Source organism: Klebsiella sp. SYXHC3, from assembly GCF_057196925.1.
Genome location: NZ_JBXUNG010000004.1, coordinates 244,507 through 263,282, shown reverse-complemented (window position 1 = coordinate 263,282; position 18,776 = coordinate 244,507). Strand labels below are relative to the sequence as shown.

Here is an 18,776-nt window from a genome sequence, read left to right as displayed (position 1 = left end):
CCCCGGTAAGCGGTAGCGCTACCGGGGATATTGAGGCCATCCGGGGCGAGTGAATCAGGCGCTGCAGTATTTCTTCTTGATAACCACAATAACCGTACCAACGAGGCCAGTCACCAGCAGGGCGATCGGCAGCACCATCAGGCAGGTCATGACCTGGTCTTCGTGGTTTTTCACGAACGGGATCATGCTCAGCGCATAGCCAAGACCGGTGACGACGCCAACCCACAGCAGGCCGCTTAGCCAGTTAAAGAACTGGAAACGACGATTCGGCAGGCCGGAAATGCCCGCCATGGTTGGCAGCAAAGTGCGGACAAACGCCAAAAAGCGCCCGGCCAGCAGCGCCAGCAGGCCGTGTTTATCAAACATGTTGGTGGCGCGCTGGTGATATTTGTGCGGCAGATGCGACAGCCAGCCTTTCACCATATTGGTATTACCCAGCCAGCGCCCCTGTAAATAGCTCAGCCAGCAGCCGAGGCTGGCGGCAGCGGTTAGGATGGCGAGAGTGGGGACAAAATCCATGACGCCTTTAGCGATTAGCGCGCCAGCGAGCAGCAACAGGCTATCGCCCGGTAAAAACGAAGCCGGCAGCAGCCCGTTTTCCAGAAACAGGGTCGCGAACATGACCAGATATACAAAACCCACAACGTGAGGGTTTGCCAATGCGGCAAAATCATGTTGCCACAGCGCGGCGACAATCTCTTGAATGACAACCATGGACTTTCCTAAGTGGTACCGTTTTTCGACTAGTGTACTCCTGAAGCGGCCCGAGCACCTTGATCTCGGGCGCAACAAAAGCGGCCGCTTTTCTGAAAGCGTCCGCTTTTGTTGCCACTTCCTGTCACTTTACACGATACGCGCGAAGCCTGCCGCTAAATCCGCCAGCAGATCGTCAACATTTTCTAAACCTATGTGCAGTCGAATAAGGGTACCGCTGAAATCCACTTCCGCCTCGGGGCGGATGGCCGCGATATGTTCCGGCTGGTTGGCGAGGATCAGCGATTCGAACCCGCCCCAAGAGTAGGCCATGCTGAACAGACTGAAGTTGTCCAGATAGGCTGCCAGCTCGGCGTCGGTGAGGCGCTTATTGAGAACAAAAGAGAACAGTCCGCTGCTGCCGCTGAAGTCGCGCTTCCAGAATTCATGGCCCTTGCTGCCCGGCAGCGCCGGATGATTGACTCGCGCCACCTGCGGGTGCTGCGCCAGCCATTCGGCGACGCGCAGACTGCTTTCGTGATGTTGGCGCAGGCGGACGCCAAGCGTGCGTAAACCGCGGCTGGTCATATAGGCGGTGTCGGCATCGACCATCTGGCCCATTAGATAGGCGTTTTCACACAGTTGCTCCCAACAGCGGGCGTTGGCCACCGCAGTGCCGATCATTCCGTCGGAGTGGCCAATTAAATATTTCGTTGCCGCCTGGATAGAAATATCGATACCAAAATCGAGCGCTTTAAACAGCACCCCTGCCGCCCAGGTGTTATCGATCATGATAATAGCTTCCGGCGCGACGCGACGCACGGCGGCGACGATGGCCGGCACATCATGCACTTCCATGGTGATCGAGCCGGGGGATTCGAGGAACACCACTTTGGTATTGGGTTGAATCAGGTTGGCGATATCCGCGCCGATGAGCGGATCGAACCAGCCGGTCGTCACCCCGAGCTTCGCAAGGATCTTAGTGCAGAAGTCCTGGCTGGGTTCATAGGCGGTGTTGGTCATTAACACGTGGTTGCCCTGTTCGACGAAGGCCAGAATCGTGTTGGCGACCGCGGCCGCGCCGCAGGGGAAGAGGGCGCAGCCGGCGCCGCTTTCCAGTTCGCACATGGCTTCCTGCAGCGAAAAGTGGGTCAGCGTGCCGCGGCGGCCATAAAACAGCTCGCCTTTGGCGCGGTTACGGGTGGCGTGTTTTTTAGCCTCGACGGTATCGAACACCAGCGATGAGGCGCGCTGGATGACGCTATTCACCGAACCCTGAGTATATTTTTTGCGGCGCCCGGCGTTGACCAGCGCGGTATCAAGATGTTTATCAGCCATGTTCTGCAAACCTGTTTTTATACGTCTGGACGTCTAAACTACCATGAATCCCGGTTTGTGTACCGGGTCGTAAACGATACAGGCAAAAATTTTCCCGAAACCGGCGTCAGCCGCTTTTTTACTGCGTAAGCGCAAAGAAAATAAACGTGATTTGCTGCACAGTGTAAATACTAATGAGAACCACTATCAATTCGATGCCGTTTTGATATTATTATGCTCAGTTTTTGTGATTGATGTCCTGGAGAAACAGTGTGGGTAATAATTTGATGCAGGCGGATCTCTCCGTTTGGGGTATGTATCATCACGCCGATATTGTCGTTAAGGTTGTGATGATTGGCTTGATTCTGGCTTCGGTAGTCACCTGGGCTATCTTCTTCGGCAAGGGCGCCGAAATGTTGTCCAGCAAGCGTCGCCTCAAGCGTGAGCAGCAGCAGCTCAGCGAAGCGCGTTCTCTCGATCAGGCTAACACTATCGCGAATGGATTCCATGCTAAAAGCCTGACCACTCAGCTGATTAACGAAGCCAATAATGAGCTGGAACTGTCGGCAGGCGTGGATGATAACGAAGGTATTAAAGAACGTACCGGTTTCCGCCTTGAGCGTCGTGTGGCGCAGGTTGGCCGCTATATGGGCCGCGGTAACGGTTATCTGGCGACTATCGGCGCTATTTCCCCGTTCGTCGGCCTGTTCGGTACCGTCTGGGGCATCATGAACAGCTTTATCGGTATCGCGCAAACGCAGACGACTAACCTCGCGGTTGTCGCGCCGGGTATCGCGGAAGCGCTGCTGGCAACGGCGATTGGCCTGTTTGCCGCGATTCCGGCGGTGGTTATCTATAACGTCTTCGCCCGCATGATTGCCAGTTACAAAGCGTCTCTTGGCGACGTGGCCGCGCAGATTATGCTGCTGCAAAGCCGCGATCTCGACCTGAACGCCAGTGGTTCTCAGCCGCTGCGTCCGGCGCAGAAATTACGGGTAGGTTGATCCGCTATGGCGATGCATTTTAACGAAAACCTCGATGATAACGGCGAAATGCACGACATTAACGTGACGCCATTTATCGACGTCATGTTGGTGCTGTTGATTATCTTCATGGTGGCGGCGCCGCTGGCTACCGTGGACGTCAAAGTCAATCTGCCTGCTTCATCCAGCCAGCCGCAGCCGCGTCCGGAAAAACCGATTTATCTGTCGGTGAAAGCCGACAAATCGATGTTCCTCGGCAACGATCCGGTGACTGAAGAGAGCGTGATTGCCTCGCTGGATGCGCTGACTCAGGGCAAGAAAGACACCACCGTCTTCTTCCGCGCCGACAAAACCGTCGACTACGAGACGATGATGAAAGTGATGGATACGCTGCATCAGGCCGGTTACCTGAAAATTGGTCTGGTGGGCGAAGAGACCGTCAAAGCGAAGTAATTTTCCCCAGGATATCTCCCGAAAGGCCAACACTGCGTTGGCCTTTTTTATTTCCCCGGCGCCTGCGCATCGTTTTGATATGAGCCAGCTGCGATATAATGGCGGCCATTTTTACAAACTGACAGGACCTTATGGAACGCTTTCTGGAAAACGCTATTTATGCTTCGCGCTGGCTGCTGGCGCCGGTTTATTTCGGCCTCTCGCTGGGCCTTATCGCGCTATCGATAAAATTTTTTCAGGAGATATTCCACATCCTGCCGCATATCTTCAGCGTCAGCGAGTCGGATCTGATTCTGACGCTGCTTTCGCTGGTCGATATGACGCTGGTGGGCGGGCTGCTGGTGATGGTGATGTTTTCCGGTTATGAAAACTTCGTCTCGACGCTGGATATTAACGAAGGCAAAGAGAAGCTCAACTGGCTTGGCAAAATGGATGCGACATCGCTGAAAAACAAGGTGGCGGCGTCGATTGTGGCTATCTCTTCCATTCACCTGCTGCGGGTGTTTATGGATGCGAAGAACGTGCCGGATAATAAGCTGATGTGGTACGTCATTATCCATCTCACCTTTGTGCTGTCCGCCTTTGTGATGGGCTATCTCGATCGCCTGACCAAGGTAAAGCACTGATGTGACAACTTACCCGGCAGCTTCGCGCCGCCGGGTAAAGGCATTACGCCTGACGTTTGTCTTCGGTCTGCGTGTCGAAATCGCGGGCGTCATGGCGCTCGTGCAACTGCTCGTCGAGCGGGCCATTGGTACGGTTAACCATCCGTCCGCGCTTCACAGCCGGGCGATTGCCCACGTCCTGCGCCCAGCGCAGCACGTTAACGTAGCTGCCGGCATCGAGGAATTCTGCGGCGTTATAGACGTTGCCCAGCACCACGTTGCCGTACCACGGCCAGATCGCCATATCGGCAATGGTGTACTCTTCCCCCGCCACAAAGCGGCCGCGCGCCAGTTGCTTATCCAGCACGTCGAGCTGACGTTTCGCTTCCATGGTAAAGCGGTCGATGGCGTACTCGATTTTTACCGGCGCATAGTTATAGAAGTGGCCAAAGCCGCCGCCGAGGAACGGCGCTGCGCCCTGTAGCCAGAACAGCCAGTTTAGCGTTTCGGTGCGTCCGGCCGGGTCTTTCGGCAGGAAGAAACCAAATTTTTCCGCCAGATAGAGCAGGATACTGCCGGATTCAAATACCCGGGTCGGCGGAGTGGTGGAGTGGTCGCTCAGCGCCGGGATCTTCGAGTTCGGGTTAACTTCCACAAAGCCGCTGGAGAACTGGTCGCCTTCGCCGATACGAATCAGCCAGGCGTCATACTCAGCGCCTGCTACACCCAGCGCCAGCAGCTCTTCCAGCATGATCGTCACTTTCTGCCCATTCGGCGTGCCCAGCGAGTAGAGCTGGAGTGGGTGATTGCCAACGGGCAGCACTTTTTCATGCGTGGCGCCGGAAACCGGACGGTTGATATTGGCGAATGCGCCGCCGTTATTCTGTTTCCATTCCCATACTTTCGGTGGTTGGTAGTGATTGTCGGACATACTGACCTGCCTCTTTAGTAAGGTGTACAAAAATAGTGAAGTGTACAAAAAGTCTAGCAGCTAATCTCAGGCCATAATCCGCGCGGCCCACACGCTGACGTCATCGCCGCTGCCGAGATCGGGCTGCACCAGGCCGTTGACCATAAACGTCGGCGACACATGAATGCCGTTCTGGCGGGCGTATTTACTGTGCCATTTGATCTCGTTTTGCAGCTCCGGACGGGCAAACGCCGCCGCCAGCGACACGTGGCTGTAGCGTTCAAGGCGTTCGATAATTTGCTGCGGGGTGGTATTCATGTTCGGCCCGCTGCAGTGGTCGGTGAATTCAAACTCTTCACGATGATCGGCGACCGCCTGCAGGACTTTGTGCGCCTGCTCTCTGCCGTGCGGCAGGGTGGAGGCGGCCAGCACGCAGCGCACTATCACCCCGGAAAACAGATGCCACGGCTGGGACTGCAGGCGAATTTTAATCGTGACGTTCTCGGCGCCCACTTCATCCAGCAATTCATCGAGTTTATTGAAGGCGCGAACGGAAAACGGACAGGTTGGTTCGAGGAATACTTCAAAAGTCCGCGGTCCGTGTCCCCAGACCAGCGGCTGGGCATTGAGATGCGAAGGTGAGCTCATTGTCGACTCCTGATGTAGTGATGTTTTTTGTTATGTGTTGGCTAACAATATCACTTCTGCCAATGGACGCTGGGTTATTTTCTATAAGGGCACGTTTAGCGAATCGAATGAGTGGTATCATCATTTCACCTCTGTCTGGTAAGTGCCTGCGGCAGGATAAGAAGAGGGAGTTTTGTTCCGCCAACTGCCCGGGCTGCATTAATTTGAGGTCAGGCTAAATGAGTAAAGGATCGACCAGTATTGACGCCCCTTTCGGCACGCTTTTAGGCTACGCGCCGGGCGGCGTGGCAATTTATTCTTCGAATTACAGTAGCTTAAATCCACAAGATTACCCGGATGACGCCGCTTTCCGCAGCTATATCGGCAATGAGTATATGGGGCATAAATGGCAATGCGTAGAGTTCGCGCGGCGCTTTTTATTCCTCACCTACGGTTTTGTTTTTACCGATGTCGGTATGGCTTATGAAATCTTCTCGCTGCGCTTTCTGCGCGAAGTGGTGAATGACAACATTCTTCCCCTGCAGGCCTTCGCCAACGGCTCGCGTCGTCCGCCGATCGCCGGTTCGCTGCTAATCTGGCAGAAGGGCGGCGAGTTTAAACATACCGGCCACGTGGCGGTGATTACGCAACTGGTGGGGAATAAGGTCCGTATCGCCGAGCAGAACGTCATCCACGCGCCGCTGCCGCAGGGCCAGCAGTGGACCCGCGAGCTGACGCTGGAAGTGAAAGACGGCGTCTACACCATCAAAGATACCTTTGCCGATACCGAAATTTTAGGCTGGATGATCCAGACCGCCGATACCGAGCACAGCCTGCCGCAGCCGGTGCTGCCCGGCGAGGAGATGAAAATCAGCGGTGCGCGGCTGCCGAATAAAGGCCAGTTCCGCGGTAACTGGCTCAATGAGAAAGACGCGCTGCAAAAGGCCTATGTTGAAGCCAACGGTCATTTCATCAATCAGGATCCTTACCAGTACTTCACCATCAGCGAGAGCGCCGAACAGGAGCTGATTAAAGCGACCAACGAACTGCACCTGATGTATCTGCACGCCACTGATAAGGTGATGAAGGATGACAACCTGCTGGCGCTGTTCGATATTCCGAAAATTCTCTGGCCTCGTCTGCGCCTCTCGTGGCAGCGCCGCCGTCATCATATGATTACCGGGCGCATGGATTTCTGCATGGATGAGCGCGGGCTGAAGGTGTACGAATACAACGCCGACTCTGCCTCTTGCCATACAGAAGGCGGATTGATCCTCGAACAGTGGCTGAAACAGGGCTATCGCGGTACCGGCCATAACCCGGCGGAAAATCTGCTTGAGGAGCTGGCGGGGGCGTGGAAGCACAGCCGCGCGCGGCCGTTTGTGCACATCATGCAGGATAAGGATCTTGAAGAGAACTACCATGCCCAGTTTATTCAGCGTTCGCTAACCGAGGCGGGCTTTGAGAGCAAAATTCTCTTTGGCCTTGATGAGCTGCGCTGGGATGCCGCCGGACAGCTTATCGACGGCGATGGCCGCCTGGTTAACTGCGTGTGGAAGACCTGGGCGTGGGAAACCGCCATCGAGCAGGTGCGGGAAGTCAGCGCCGATGAGTATGCGGCGGTGCCGATTCGTACCGGTCATCCGCAAAATGAGGTGCGCCTGATTGACGTCCTGCTGCGCCCTGAAGTATTGGTATTCGAACCGCTGTGGACGGTTATCCCTGGCAACAAGGCGATTCTGCCGGTGCTGTGGTCGCTGTTCCCGCATCATCGCTATCTGCTGGATACCGATTTTGTGGTCAATGACGAGCTGGCGAAAACCGGTTATGCGGTCAAACCGATCTCCGGGCGCTGCGGTAATAACATCGATCTGATAAGCCCGCACGATGAGGTATTGGATCAGACCAGCGGGCAATTTGTCGATCGCAAAAATATTTACCAGCAGCTGTGGTGTCTGCCGAAGGTTGACGGCAAGTACATCCAGGTGTGCACTTTCACGGTGGGCGGTAACTATGGCGGAACCTGCCTGCGCGGCGATGATTCGCTGGTGGTGAAGAAAGAGAGCGATATTGAGCCGTTAGTCGTGCTAAAAGACGACGAGTAGCGGCCGCAACCGGGCAGCGGCTAGCATCGCAGCCCGGCACCTGCAAAGCTTCAACGTACAACTAACACAACAACAAGACAGAAAAGGAAAAGCATATGCACGATCGGCGCCTCGCCGCCCGCGCGGGTGAACTTAAGCCCTCCGCCGTCCGCGAACTTCTCAAACACAGTAAACTGCCCGGCGTTATTTCGCTTGGCGGTGGTATTCCGGCTCCGGAACTGTTTGATACCGAAGGTCTCAACCTCGCGGTGCAAAAGGTGATGAGCGAACGTTTTAATGATGCGTTCCAGTACGGCCTTACCGAAGGTTATCCGCCGCTGCGTCAGGCGGTGAGCGAAATCTGCCAGTCGCGCGGCGTGGCCTGCTCGGCAAGCCAGGTGTACATCACCTCCGGCTCGCAGCAATCGCTGGATATTGTCGCCCGCACGCTGCTCGATCCGGGCGATGCGGTCGTCGTTGAACGCCCGACCTACCTTGCCGCGCTGCAGGTATTCCAGCTGGCGCAGGCGAACATCCTGAGCGTCGATACCGACAATAACGGCATGCTGGTTGAACAACTGGCCGATCTGCTGGAGACCACTAAGGTTAAAGCGGTCTACCTGGTGCCGACATTTGGCAATCCCGGCGGTAAAACCCTCAGCGACGATCGTCGCCAGCGGCTGGTAGCCTTAGCGAAGCAACATGATTTTGTGATCATCGAAGACGATCCCTACGGCGAAATCAGTTTCACCGATAAAGTGCGTCGTCCGCTGTATCAACATGCGATCGAACAAGGCTGTGAAGATCGGGTGGTGTACACCTCCACGTTCTCCAAGATCCTCGCGCCGGGAATGCGTATTGGCTGGATCGTGATGCCGGAATGGCTGGCGCACCAGGCGGTGATCGTGAAGCAGGCGGCGGATCTGCATACCAATATGCTCTCTCAGGTTATCACCGCTGAGTATCTGGGAATGAATCGCCTGAACGATCAGATCGCCCTGATCCGCGAAGACTACCGTAAGAAGTGCGTGGCGCTGGCCGAGGCGCTGGAAAGCCGTCTTGGCGAGCATCTTGAGTTTAGCCGCCCGGAAGGGGGAATGTTCCTGTGGGCCCGTTTCCGCTATCCGTTCGATACCATGGCGTGGCTGAAAAAGACGCTGGAAAACGGCGTGGTTTACGTACCTGGTGAAGCGTTCTACAACGATAATCCGGATACCCGCACCCTGCGTCTTTCCTATTCGACGGTTTCTGAAGCCGGTCTGCTGACCGCCGTCGAACGTCTGGCGAAATCGCTGTAATCTTTTGTCTCCGCACCGATGACCGGTGCGGAGAGCTTTAAATCGGGGGAGGGGTTACTCCTGCTCGGCGATGCGATCGTCAAGCCAGATAAGCATCAGGGAAGAGAGAAAAGCGACAGCAATAGTGCCAATAAACAACAACATAAAAATTTCCTCAGGGGTTTTATTATTTTTCTAATGTAACCGGTGAGTGGCTATTTTTGTTTGCAATGGTGATTTTAGTGTCACGCTGAGCCGTTGCAAGGGTAAAAAAATCATCAGCGTCAACATCGAAATTCAGGACGATTTCCCGGTATTTTCTGGCGTTAACGAGTTCTTTAGCTTCTTTCATACTACTGGCGATAATAGTAGGCATCAGTTTCATCTCAGTTTGAAAACTAGCAGGCAAAATAAAAGCTTGTTCGTATCAGATCAACATTTTTTTGCTACTTTACACATCACCAGAAAGTCTGTCTTCGCGCAATCGTAACCAGAGTGGGAGCGTATGCAGAAGCGGAGGCCAGATGACCCCGCTCACCGTCTTAAAGCTGATACTGCCAGGAGAACAGGAAGCGCTTTTCGGCTTCATCGAGATAGGTGTTGTTATCCTGAACGTAGGTCATAAATTTCACCGCGTTATGCTCGGTCAGGTTATATCCCACGCCGACCCCGGCGAAATAACCTTTATAGTTATCGCCATCGTCGTTTTTTGAGCCATACGATCCACCGGCGAAACCTAACAGGCGTAGATCGGCGCTCAAAGGTTTCAGAACAAAGGCGCCGAGATAACCGCTGCTGCCGGAGATATTCGTCGATTCAAAACCGTTCTCCGGCGACGGCATGCCGTTAAAACCCGACTGCGAACAGGCGCTATGTTGATCCTTATTACAGGTCATATGGTCGCCGGTATTATAGGTATAACCGGCCATCGGGAATATTTGGAAACCTGCTGGTTCAAAGCCAAAATAACTGAGCGGCAGGAACGTACCGATAGAATAGTTGGTTTGTGAGGAGTCATCGGGATAAACATTTTTCCCAAAGTTAAAGTTAAAAATACCAATGGGAAATAGCCATGAACCGCCGACGCGCCATTCCGTGGCGTCGCTATTAATACGCACATTGAGTTTCCGCGCTTCGTCAAAGGCCAGCGAGCCGGAAAATGCGAGATTGCTGTCGTTCAGATCGTAGTTATCTGACCACGTCACGCCAAATTTGGTGGTCACTTTAGTCGGGTCATCCGCCGATTTCTCGGCGTTGGTTTTAACTTCCCCCGTCTGGGCAAAGAGCGCGCCTGGCAGCAGGCCGATACACAGCGCGCATACCGGGAGATATTTAATAAGCATAAAAAATTCACAAGTTAATAATAAAATCCAACTCATTACTGTACACGACGATATTCATCGCTAATATCGTCGATATATTTAATTTTGCATTTCACCGCCGGCACTAGTTAATTATTCGAAACTTAATAAATAACCCGCACATAGCGGGTTATTTATGAAAGAGGGTACGTAATAATATTTATAGCAGGCCAATCTCTTTCGCGGTGCGGTCCACGGCGCGTTTGGTTTTTTCAACCAGTTCATCGAGTTCGCTATGTCCAGCTATCAGCGCCGGCGCCATGATCATGCGCCCCAGCGTCGAGCGGATAATCACGCCTTCCTCAAAACCGATGGTGCGGCAGCGCCAGGCCAGTTCGTTCTCGTTGGCAAAGCGTTTGCGAGTGGCTTTATCTTCAGCAAACTGCAGGGCGGCCACCAGCCCGGCTCCCTGCACCTCGCCAATAAGCGGATGGTTTTCGAACACCTCGCGCAGCGTTTTTTGCAGATAGGGGCCGCTATCGGTGCGAACTCGGGTGACGTGGTTTTCATCGCGTAAGGCTTTCAGGTTGGCAATCGCCACCGCGGCCGCCACCGGGTGGCCGGAATAGGTCAGGCCGTGTGGGAAAACGCCGCCTTTTTCCACCAGCACGTCGGCCATGCGCTTGCTCAGCACCAGGCCGCCCATCGGTACGTAACCGGAGGTTAGCCCCTTGGCAATCGACAGCGTATCCGGTTCAAAGCCAAAGTACTGATGCGCAAACCATTCACCGGTACGGCCAAAGCCGCCAATCACCTCATCGGCGCACAGCAGCACGTCATATTGCCGGCAGATACGTTGGATCTCCGGCCAGTAGCTTTCCGGCGGGAAGATCATACCGCCCGCGCCCTGGAACGGCTCGGCGATAAAACCGGCGACGTTTTCCGCGCCCAGCTCAAGGATTTTCTCTTCCAGTTGGCGGGCGCAGCGCAGGCCGAACTCCTGCGGCGTCAGGTCGCCGCCGTGCATAAACCAGTAGGGTTCATCGATGTGGGCCACGTCCGGGATCACCCCGCCCATTTCATGCATGAACTTCATGCCGCCGAGCCCGCTTGCCGCCAGCGTGGAGCCGTGATAGCCGTTCCAGCGGCCAATCATCACCTTTTTCTCCGGCTTACCGAGGATCTGCCAGTAACGGCGAACGGTGCGAATCAGCACTTCATTCGATTCCGAACCGGAGTTGGTGTAGATAGCGTGGCTGTAGTGCGGCGGCAGTAGGCTGAACAGTAGCTCGGAAAGCTCAATCACCGCCGGGTGGGTCGTGTGGAAGAACATATTGTAATAGGGCAGTTTGGCAAACTGCGCCGCGGCGGCGTCCGCCAGATCCTGGCGGCTGTAGCCCAACTGGGTACACCACAGGCCGGACATTCCATCGAGGTATTTATTCCCGTCGTTGTCCCACAGGTAAAGTCCTTCGCCGCGTACCATGACGCGCGCCCCTTCGGCGTTCAGCGCTTTTTGATCCAGGAAGGCATGAATATGGTGAGCCGCATCTGAATGTTGGTAATCGGACGTCGAACGGTTCTGATTGCTTGGATTAGTCATTTCGTCTCTCCTGTCTGCTGAAACTGAAACCAGGTGGTTTTGAGGCTGGTGAATTTATCAAAGGCGTGCAGCGACAGATCGCGGCCAAAGCCCGACTGTTTGTTGCCGCCAAAGGGAACGGTGACGTCCAGCGCATCGACGGTATTTACCGAGATCGTTCCGGCGGTCAGCTGCGCGGCGACGCGATGGGCGCGGTGCAGATTGTCGGTCCACAGCGAGGCGGCCAGCGCATAGATATGGTTATTCGCCAGATGGACCGCCTCCTGCTCGCTATCGAAGGCGCAAACCGCCAGCACCGGGCCAAAAATTTCCTCTTTCCACAGCGCCATCTCTTCGTTCACGTCGGTCAGTAGCGTCGGCTGAACGTAGTTGGCGACGCCGTCTATTTCCACCGTACGGCCGCCGGTAAGCAGCGTTGCTCCCTCGTCTTGCGCGCGGCGGATAGCCGCCATCACTTTTTCGGCATGGGCGGCGCTGACCATAGCCCCCATGCGGCTTTGCGGTTCGAGCGGATGCGCCGGAGCCCAGGCCTGCATTTTTTCCTGTAGTTTGGCAATGAAGGCCGCGTAAATCGGGCGCTCAACCAACAGGCGGGAGTTTGCCGAGCAGACTTCGCCCTGATTAAAACAGATACCAAAAGCTGCTTTTTCAGCGGCCAGGTCGAGATCCTGGCAGTCGGCGAAGATGATATTGGCGCTCTTGCCGCCGCACTCCAGCCATACCTGTTTCAGGTTGGACTGGGCCGAATAGGCCATAAAGGCTTTGCCGACGGCGGTTGAGCCGGTGAAGGCGATGACATCGATATCGTGATGCAGTCCCAGCGCGCTTCCGGTTTCGGTTCCCAGTCCGGTCACCACGTTAAGCACGCCTGGCGGAATACCGGCCTCCAGCGCCAGTTCGCCCAGACGCAGGGCGCTAAACGGCGAGTTTTCCGAGGGCTTGAGGATTACGCTATTGCCGGCGGCCAGCGCCGGACCCAACTTCCAGGAGGCGAGGTCGAGCGGGAAGTTCCACGGCACGATGGCGGCAACCACGCCGATGGGCTGGCGGGTAATGGTCGCCAGCGCGCCGGGCCTGGCGGGAGCCACTTCATCGTAGAGTTTATCTACGCTTTCGGCATACCAGCTGAGGATGTGCGCGGCGCCGGGGACATCAATATTCAGCGCATCGTTGACCGGTTTCCCCATGCTGACGCTCTCCAGCAGTGCCAGCTCTTCGCGATGCTGAAGGATCAGCGCCGAGAGGCGCAGCAGCGCGCGTTTACGCTCCTGCGGCGCCAGCCCCGACCAGACGCCGGAAGTAAACGCGCGGCGCGCGGAGGCGACGGCAATATCGATATCTTCCGTCTGCAGCGAGGTGACTTCCGCCAGCAGCGTATTGCTGGCTGGGTTAATGGCGGGACAGGTTTTACGGCTTTTCGCGACGTACGGTTGACCATCGATAATGGCGTGGCTGATAAAGCGCTGCTCCTGCAGCTTGCGCTGCCAAAAGTTTCTATCAGACATGAACCTTCTCCTTCGCATGTTGCGTAATTGTTATTTATTTGTTTCTTTGAGTTCATGATGCAGTAGGCCAATGCGGCGAGAAAGGACTAAAAATCTAGGCAACCTCTATAAAAATCGTTGTTAGCCAGGATTAGCGATTTTCTGTGATCCAGGGCGGGAGGTCGTGCGTTGTGATGGCGTTCAAATATCGGGGAGGTGCAATTTTTCAATAGGCTGTAATGCAAAGAGTTTTTATTTGCGGTCAGTTTTCTGCAACCCCGGAGCCTGCGTGCTTTTGGCGATATTAAATATTCTCAAATTATGGCATTGAGAATATAAATACTAATTAAGGGGAAATGAATAACGGTGAAACGATCGAGTTCATCAGCCTGTTTTCATGAGCGGAAGCACGATTAATACGTTGTAATATAAGGTAGTTATATGCCTTGTTTTTTCTCATCCTGCTTATACTGGCCGAAGTACTATCCTCCGGCGCTCGCAATTTTTTCGCCAGGCATCTGTTAATTTTCTGTAAAAATCTGATCGCTGTCGGATTGTTGATCTTTTTCACGGCAGAGGGTTGCAGGCCAAGGTGTTCATCGTTTAAAGCTAACCAGCCTGCCTCCTTGATGATAAAAAAATAAGGTATCACATGCCCCATTTCACCCTGAAACAGCTCAAATACTTTGTTGCCGTCGTCGAGGCGGAAAGTATTGCTGAAGCCTCACGCCAGCTGCATATCGCGCAGCCGTCAATTTCCATTGCCGTGAAGACGCTGGAAGATATGTTTGAGCAGCAGTTTTTTATTCGCCACCATGCCCAGGGGGTATCAATGACCCCGAGCGGGCAGCGTTTTTATGAAAAAGCCAAAGAACTGCTGCGGCTCTCTTATCAATTTGAACAAAACTCGAAGGCCGATAATGAGCTGGTCTCCGGGATTATTTCCATCGGTTGTTTTGAGACCGCCGCGCCGCTGTATATGCCGTCATTGATGGCCGGGTTTAAGAAAATTTATCCCGAAATCACCATTAAAATTTACGACGGCGAGCAGCACGAGATTGCACACGGTCTGCACCGCGGGCGTTTTGACCTGGCTTTTCTCTACGACCTCGAACTGGATACCTCGATTTATACCGAGAGCCTCAACGCGCCGCAGAAACCCTATGCGTTGTTACCGGCGGACCATCCACTGGCGCAGCGGCACGCCGTACGGCTGTCCGAGCTGAGCAATCTGCCAATGATCCTGTTGGATGTGGTGCCAAGCAAAAACTACTTCATCAGCATTTTCAAAGATAAGGGCTACAACCCGCAGGTGGCCTACAGTTCGCCGTCGATTGAGATGGTGCGCTGCATGGTCGGCCAGGGGCTGGGCTTCTCGGTGCTGGTGACGCGTCCGGTGAATGACATGACCTATGACGGCCAGCAGGTACGCTGTGTGGAAATTCAGGATGAGATGGCGAATTCGGCGCTGGTGATGGCGCACCTGCGCAGTAGTGAACCGACTAAACCGACCAAACTGTTTATGGAATATTGCCGCAATGCGGTGTTGAGCCCGCCGCAGCAAGAAGTGAAAGTCGCCTGAATGAGTAAATTTACCCGCGATTAGCGCGGGTAAACATATTCATGCGGTATTTTCTGCATTTTATTGCCTATAAAAAAACGAGGTTCTGACGATATTTTCATGAGCCTCGAAAGTCATGGTTATTTTTCCTTTCAAAATCTCGTGCCTGAAAAATAAATACTGCGTATTCGCGTGGCGGAAATGGCCTGGCGGCGGGGCGAATCCGCTGCATCATTATTTTATTCTCAGGTACTAAATTTATAATAATTTACCTGTGCATAACGGTTTATTAACCTCGGTGATGAGCAGAACATCATCCGAAGGACACATATATGACCGTAGAAAAAATACAAATTGAGACGCTGGTTGTTGGCGGGGGGCAGGCCGGTATCGCCATGAGCGAGCACCTGAGTAAACAGGGTATTTCGCATCTGGTCGTGGAAAAGAATCGCATTGCCGAAGCCTGGCGTACCGGCCGCTGGGATTCGCTGGTGGCGAACGGCCCGGCATGGCATGACCGTTTTCCGGGCATGGAGTTTAAAGGCGGCGACCCCGATGCCTTTATTGCCAAGGATGATGTTGCGCAATACTTTGTCGATTATGTGCGCGAGTTTAATCTTCCGGTGCGTACCGGCGTGGAAGTCAAAAGTGCGGTGCGTAACCACGGGCGTCCGGGGTTTACCATTGAAACTACCGACGGCGTGATTGAAGCGCTGAATATTGTCGCGGCGACCGGGCCGTTCCAGAAGCCGGTTATCCCGCCGATCGCCCCGCGCGACAGCGCCATCCATCAAATTCATTCGGCGAAATATTACAACCCGCAACAACTGCCGGAAGGCGCGGTGCTGGTGGTGGGCGCGGGCTCGTCCGGTGTGCAAATCGCCGATGAACTGCAGCGCGCGGGCCGCAAGGTTTATCTGTCGGTCGGCGCCCATGACCGCCCGCCGCGCGCCTATCGTAACCGGGATTTCTGCTGGTGGCTGGGGGTGTTAGGCCTGTGGGATGCCCCGGCCAGCGAACCCGGTAAAGAGCACGTTACCATCGCGGTTAGCGGCGCGCACGGCGGCCACACGGTTGATTTCCGTGAGCTGGCGCATCGCGGTATCACGCTGGTTGGTCTCACCGAATCCTTCGCTGGGGGAACCGTCTTCTTTAAAAATAATCTCGTCGAAAACATTCGCCTCGGCGATGAAAACTACCTGGCGCTGCTGGATGCCGCCGATGCTTACATCGCCGCCAATGGCCTGGATTTACCGGAAGAGCCCGCCGCACGGCAATTCTTAGCGGACCCGGACTGCATGACGTCGCCGATCCTGTCGCTCGATCTGGCGCAGGCGGGGATTAACACCATTATCTGGGCCACCGGCTATGCGGTGGACTACAGCTGGCTCAACGTCAACGCTTTCAACGAACAGGGCCGTCCTCAGCATCAGCGCGGCGTCTCCAGCGAACCGGGTGTCTACTTCCTCGGCCTGCCGTGGTTATCGCGCCGGGGATCAACCTTTATCTGGGGCGTCTGGCACGACGCGAAGCATATCGCCGACCATATCGCCACCCGCCGTAAATATAGCCAGTACAAAGACGCCAGCCAGCGTTAATCATGACTTACTGAACAGGATAACCATTATGCCGACCCATACTCGTATTCGGATGTTCAATACCAAAGAGACTTACCCTAATCAGACGCTGGACAATGATTTATGTCAGGCGGTGCGCGCCGGTAATACCGTCTACGTTCGCGGCCAGGTAGGGACGGATTTTGCAGGCAATCTGGTGGGTCTTGGCGACCCGCGGGCGCAGGCGGAACAGGCGATGAAAAACGTCAAACAGCTTCTGGAAGAGGCGGGGAGCGACCTGTCGCATATCGTCAAAACCACCACTTATATTATCGATCCGCGCTATCGCGAACCGGTCTATCAGGAGGTAGGCAAGTGGCTAAAAGGCGTGTTCCCGATCTCCACCGGGCTGGTAATTTCCGCGCTGGCGCAACCGCAGTGGCTAATGGAAATTGATGTAATCGCCGTCATCCCTGATGACGCGGCGAAATAAGGAGGCAGAATGACATTTTCGATTGCCGCACGCTGCCCGGAAAGCGGGCAGTTTGGTATCGCGATCAGCTCTTCAAGCATTGCCGTCGGCGCCCGCTGCCCGTGGCTGCAGGCGGGGGTAGGGGCGGTATCGAGCCAGAACATTACCTTACCGGCGCTGGGGCAACTCACTCTGGCGCAGATGGAGCAGGGGCTGACGGCGGAGAAAGCGATGCGTCGGGCGCTGGCGGAAGACGACTTTAGCCGCTATCGGCAGATTATCGCCATCGACGCCAGCGGCCAGACCGCGTGGTTCAGCGGCGATAAAACGCTGGGGACCTGGCATGTTGTGCAGGGCGATAACTGTATCGCCGGCGGTAATATGCTGGCATCTGAGGCTGTTATTGCCGCGATGGCGGCAACGTTTTCGCAAACCGAAGGCGAGCTGGCGACGCGGCTGGTTGCCGCGCTGCAGGCCGGTGTAGCCGAGGGCGGCGAGGCCGGGCCGGTCCATTCGGCGGCGGTGAAGGTGGTGGATGATTACTCCTGGCCGCTGGTGGATCTGCGCGTCGACTGGAGTGAAATGGACCCGATTGGCGAGCTGGCGGCGCTGTGGCAGGCCTATGAACCGCAAATGCAGGCTTACGTGACGCGCGCGCTCGACCCGCGGGAGGCTCCCAGTTACGGAGTACCCGGCGATGAATAGTCGATTACAGGATATTCTGGCGCGGCTGCTGGCGTTTGACACCACCAGCCGCGAATCGAACCTGGCGATGATCGACGATATTGCCGATTATCTCCACGGCTTCGCAATCGAAACGCAGCTTTTTTATGATGCGGAAGGGCGAAAAGCTAATCTCTATGCACGACTGGGCCCTGCGGGGCCCGGCGGCGTTATGCTCTCCGGCCACACCGACGTGGTGCCGGTTGACAGCCAGCCATGGACGGTTCCCCCTTTTGCCCTCACGCAACGCGATGGCCGCTGCTACGGCCGCGGTAGCGCCGATATGAAAGGCTTCCTCGCCTGCGTACTGGCCGCCATTCCTGATTTTCTCGCCCAACCGCTACGCATGCCGCTGCACCTGGCTTTTTCCTACGATGAAGAGGTGGGATGTCTTGGCGTACGCAGCCTGGTCGCCCATCTGCAGGCGTCGGCAGAGAAACCGGCGATGTGCATCATCGGCGAGCCGACGGAGATGCGCCCGGTCTATGGTCACAAGGGGAAGCTGGCGATGCGCTGCGATGTTCACGGCCACGCTTGCCACTCCGCTTACGCGCCTGATGGCGTGAATGCGATTGCCTGGGCGGCAAAACTGATTGGCCGCCTGGACGAGCTGGGCGAGCAGCTGGCGCTTCGCCAGGATACGCGTTTTGATCCGCCTTGCAGCACCCTACAGGTGGGGGTGATTAAGGGTGGCGCGGCGTTGAATATTGTACCGCAGCACTGTCAGTTCGATTTTGAAATTCGCCATTTACCGGATGTGTCGCTCGATGACACCCTGGCCTCGCTGCAGGCGTATGCCGAAGGCGAACTGCTGCCAAAAATGCGCGCGACGGCGGCGGGATCGGCTATTACCTTTCAACCGCTCAGCCAGTATCCCGGCCTGTTGAGCGACCCGCAGTCGGCGTTCGCCGGCTGGCTGGCTCAGTGGGCCGAATGCGAGGATTTTTCAACGGTCGCTTTTGGCACCGAAGGCGGATTGTTTGATGAGGCCGGCGTGGCCACGCTTGTTTGTGGTCCGGGGAGTATGGAGCAGGGGCATAAGGCGGATGAGTTTGTTAGCGAGGTGCAGTTGGAAAAATGCGCGCAGATGTTGAAAAACCTCTGTCGCTGGATGTCAGCTTAAACGC

Annotated in this window: 18 protein-coding genes and 1 pseudogene; 11 read left to right on the top strand and 8 right to left on the bottom strand. The window is 55.4% G+C overall.

Translation table 11 applies throughout. The annotated features are described in order from the left end of the window. Window positions 1–54: 54 nt before the first annotated feature. Together yghB and metC are read right to left on the bottom strand one after the other, a co-directional pair. Window positions 55–714, bottom strand: a complete 660-nt coding sequence (gene yghB / locus AC2CGP_RS13145; protein WP_015369667.1) for a DedA family general envelope maintenance protein YghB — start codon at window positions 712–714, stop codon at window positions 55–57. Window positions 715–843: 129 nt separating this feature from the next. Beyond that, window positions 844–2,031, bottom strand: a complete 1,188-nt coding sequence (gene metC / locus AC2CGP_RS13140; RefSeq protein WP_484502356.1) for a cystathionine beta-lyase — start codon at window positions 2,029–2,031, stop codon at window positions 844–846. Between the two features lie 251 nt (window positions 2,032–2,282). Between metC and exbB the strand changes: the two genes are divergently transcribed. From exbB to AC2CGP_RS13125, 3 genes are all read left to right on the top strand, one after another. Further along, window positions 2,283–3,014, top strand: coding sequence for a tol-pal system-associated acyl-CoA thioesterase (gene exbB / locus AC2CGP_RS13135; RefSeq protein WP_015369670.1), 732 nt, complete (start codon window positions 2,283–2,285; stop codon window positions 3,012–3,014). 6 nt (window positions 3,015–3,020) lie between these two features. Further along, entirely contained in the window at window positions 3,021–3,446 is a 426-nt protein-coding gene (gene exbD / locus AC2CGP_RS13130) for a TonB system transport protein ExbD (RefSeq protein ID WP_015369671.1), read from the top strand. A 131-nt stretch (window positions 3,447–3,577) separates the two neighbouring features. Further along, window positions 3,578–4,072: a TIGR00645 family protein gene (locus AC2CGP_RS13125; protein ID WP_015369672.1), complete on the top strand. Its 495-nt coding sequence runs from the start codon at window positions 3,578–3,580 to the stop codon at window positions 4,070–4,072. Window positions 4,073–4,115: 43 nt separating this feature from the next. Here AC2CGP_RS13125 and yghU read toward each other — a convergent pair whose 3' ends face one another. Both yghU and AC2CGP_RS13115 read right to left on the bottom strand, forming a co-directional pair. After that, window positions 4,116–4,982 carry a glutathione-dependent disulfide-bond oxidoreductase gene (gene yghU / locus AC2CGP_RS13120; RefSeq protein ID WP_020077919.1) on the bottom strand — a complete coding sequence of 289 codons (867 nt, stop codon included), beginning with the start codon at window positions 4,980–4,982 and terminating at the stop codon, window positions 4,116–4,118. Window positions 4,983–5,048: 66 nt separating this feature from the next. Beyond that, the gene (locus AC2CGP_RS13115) at window positions 5,049–5,609 is read right to left on the bottom strand and encodes a DsbA family protein (RefSeq protein WP_015369674.1); all 561 of its coding nucleotides are present in this window, start codon (window positions 5,607–5,609) and stop codon (window positions 5,049–5,051) included. A gap of 20 nt (window positions 5,610–5,629) precedes the next feature. Between AC2CGP_RS13115 and AC2CGP_RS13110 the strand changes: the two are divergent. The 3 genes and pseudogenes from AC2CGP_RS13110 to AC2CGP_RS13100 all read left to right on the top strand — a co-directional run bounded on the left by AC2CGP_RS13110 (window position 5,630) and on the right by AC2CGP_RS13100 (window position 8,970). Then, window positions 5,630–5,751 (top strand): annotated as a pseudogene (locus AC2CGP_RS13110) (hypothetical protein). Between the two features lie 76 nt (window positions 5,752–5,827). Continuing rightward, a complete protein-coding gene (gene gss, locus AC2CGP_RS13105; protein WP_032712528.1) occupies window positions 5,828–7,693 on the top strand; it encodes a bifunctional glutathionylspermidine amidase/synthase in 1,866 nt (621 codons plus the stop codon). Window positions 7,694–7,788: 95 nt separating this feature from the next. Next, window positions 7,789–8,970, top strand: a complete 1,182-nt coding sequence (locus AC2CGP_RS13100) for an aminotransferase class I/II-fold pyridoxal phosphate-dependent enzyme (RefSeq protein WP_475702447.1) — start codon at window positions 7,789–7,791, stop codon at window positions 8,968–8,970. A gap of 166 nt (window positions 8,971–9,136) precedes the next feature. On the opposite strand, the gene AC2CGP_RS13095 is transcribed toward AC2CGP_RS13100, so the two are convergent. From AC2CGP_RS13095 to AC2CGP_RS13080, 4 genes are all read right to left on the bottom strand, one after another. Further along, a complete protein-coding gene (locus AC2CGP_RS13095; protein WP_015369678.1) occupies window positions 9,137–9,325 on the bottom strand; it encodes a hypothetical protein in 189 nt (62 codons plus the stop codon). A 166-nt stretch (window positions 9,326–9,491) separates the two neighbouring features. Continuing rightward, window positions 9,492–10,292, bottom strand: a complete 801-nt coding sequence (locus AC2CGP_RS13090; protein WP_045359829.1) for a hypothetical protein — start codon at window positions 10,290–10,292, stop codon at window positions 9,492–9,494. A 178-nt stretch (window positions 10,293–10,470) separates the two neighbouring features. Beyond that, complete coding sequence (locus AC2CGP_RS13085; protein WP_015369680.1) at window positions 10,471–11,853, bottom strand: aspartate aminotransferase family protein; 1,383 nt, start codon at window positions 11,851–11,853, stop codon at window positions 10,471–10,473. After that, window positions 11,850–13,358 (bottom strand): aldehyde dehydrogenase, encoded by a 1,509-nt coding sequence (locus tag AC2CGP_RS13080; protein WP_015369681.1) that lies wholly within the window; start codon window positions 13,356–13,358, stop codon window positions 11,850–11,852. Before AC2CGP_RS13080 ends, AC2CGP_RS13085 begins: the two co-directional genes overlap by 4 nt. A gap of 631 nt (window positions 13,359–13,989) precedes the next feature. Here AC2CGP_RS13080 and AC2CGP_RS13075 point away from each other — a divergent pair. The 5 genes from AC2CGP_RS13075 to argE all read left to right on the top strand — a co-directional run bounded on the left by AC2CGP_RS13075 (window position 13,990) and on the right by argE (window position 18,772). Beyond that, window positions 13,990–14,919 (top strand): LysR substrate-binding domain-containing protein, encoded by a 930-nt coding sequence (locus AC2CGP_RS13075; RefSeq protein WP_015703484.1) that lies wholly within the window; start codon window positions 13,990–13,992, stop codon window positions 14,917–14,919. A gap of 311 nt (window positions 14,920–15,230) precedes the next feature. Next, on the top strand, window positions 15,231–16,496 hold the full coding sequence (locus AC2CGP_RS13070) for a flavin-containing monooxygenase (RefSeq protein WP_032722596.1): 1,266 nt from the start codon (window positions 15,231–15,233) through the stop codon (window positions 16,494–16,496). Between the two features lie 28 nt (window positions 16,497–16,524). Next, complete coding sequence (locus AC2CGP_RS13065) at window positions 16,525–16,947, top strand: RidA family protein (protein ID WP_015369686.1); 423 nt, start codon at window positions 16,525–16,527, stop codon at window positions 16,945–16,947. A gap of 9 nt (window positions 16,948–16,956) precedes the next feature. Next, complete coding sequence (locus tag AC2CGP_RS13060; protein ID WP_045359831.1) at window positions 16,957–17,631, top strand: DUF1028 domain-containing protein; 675 nt, start codon at window positions 16,957–16,959, stop codon at window positions 17,629–17,631. Continuing rightward, window positions 17,624–18,772 carry an acetylornithine deacetylase gene (gene argE / locus AC2CGP_RS13055; RefSeq protein WP_484502355.1) on the top strand — a complete coding sequence of 383 codons (1,149 nt, stop codon included), beginning with the start codon at window positions 17,624–17,626 and terminating at the stop codon, window positions 18,770–18,772. The genes AC2CGP_RS13060 and argE overlap by 8 nt, the downstream gene beginning before the upstream one ends. The last annotated feature ends 4 nt before the right edge of the window (window positions 18,773–18,776 follow it).

Coding starts and splice junctions, on each gene's coding strand:
- yghB (WP_015369667.1), bottom strand. CDS start 714: ATGGTTGTCATTCAAGAGATTGTCGCCGCGCTGTGGCAACATGATTTT.
- metC (WP_484502356.1), bottom strand. CDS start 2,031: ATGGCTGATAAACATCTTGATACCGCGCTGGTCAACGCCGGGCGCCGC.
- exbD (WP_015369671.1), top strand. CDS start 3,021: ATGGCGATGCATTTTAACGAAAACCTCGATGATAACGGCGAAATGCAC.
- AC2CGP_RS13125 (WP_015369672.1), top strand. CDS start 3,578: ATGGAACGCTTTCTGGAAAACGCTATTTATGCTTCGCGCTGGCTGCTG.
- yghU (WP_020077919.1), bottom strand. CDS start 4,982: ATGTCCGACAATCACTACCAACCACCGAAAGTATGGGAATGGAAACAG.
- AC2CGP_RS13115 (WP_015369674.1), bottom strand. CDS start 5,609: ATGAGCTCACCTTCGCATCTCAATGCCCAGCCGCTGGTCTGGGGACAC.
- gss (WP_032712528.1), top strand. CDS start 5,828: ATGAGTAAAGGATCGACCAGTATTGACGCCCCTTTCGGCACGCTTTTA.
- AC2CGP_RS13100 (WP_475702447.1), top strand. CDS start 7,789: ATGCACGATCGGCGCCTCGCCGCCCGCGCGGGTGAACTTAAGCCCTCC.
- AC2CGP_RS13095 (WP_015369678.1), bottom strand. CDS start 9,325: ATGCCTACTATTATCGCCAGTAGTATGAAAGAAGCTAAAGAACTCGTT.
- AC2CGP_RS13090 (WP_045359829.1), bottom strand. CDS start 10,292: ATGCTTATTAAATATCTCCCGGTATGCGCGCTGTGTATCGGCCTGCTG.
- AC2CGP_RS13085 (WP_015369680.1), bottom strand. CDS start 11,853: ATGACTAATCCAAGCAATCAGAACCGTTCGACGTCCGATTACCAACAT.
- AC2CGP_RS13080 (WP_015369681.1), bottom strand. CDS start 13,358: ATGTCTGATAGAAACTTTTGGCAGCGCAAGCTGCAGGAGCAGCGCTTT.
- AC2CGP_RS13075 (WP_015703484.1), top strand. CDS start 13,990: ATGCCCCATTTCACCCTGAAACAGCTCAAATACTTTGTTGCCGTCGTC.
- AC2CGP_RS13070 (WP_032722596.1), top strand. CDS start 15,231: ATGACCGTAGAAAAAATACAAATTGAGACGCTGGTTGTTGGCGGGGGG.
- AC2CGP_RS13065 (WP_015369686.1), top strand. CDS start 16,525: ATGCCGACCCATACTCGTATTCGGATGTTCAATACCAAAGAGACTTAC.
- AC2CGP_RS13060 (WP_045359831.1), top strand. CDS start 16,957: ATGACATTTTCGATTGCCGCACGCTGCCCGGAAAGCGGGCAGTTTGGT.
- argE (WP_484502355.1), top strand. CDS start 17,624: ATGAATAGTCGATTACAGGATATTCTGGCGCGGCTGCTGGCGTTTGAC.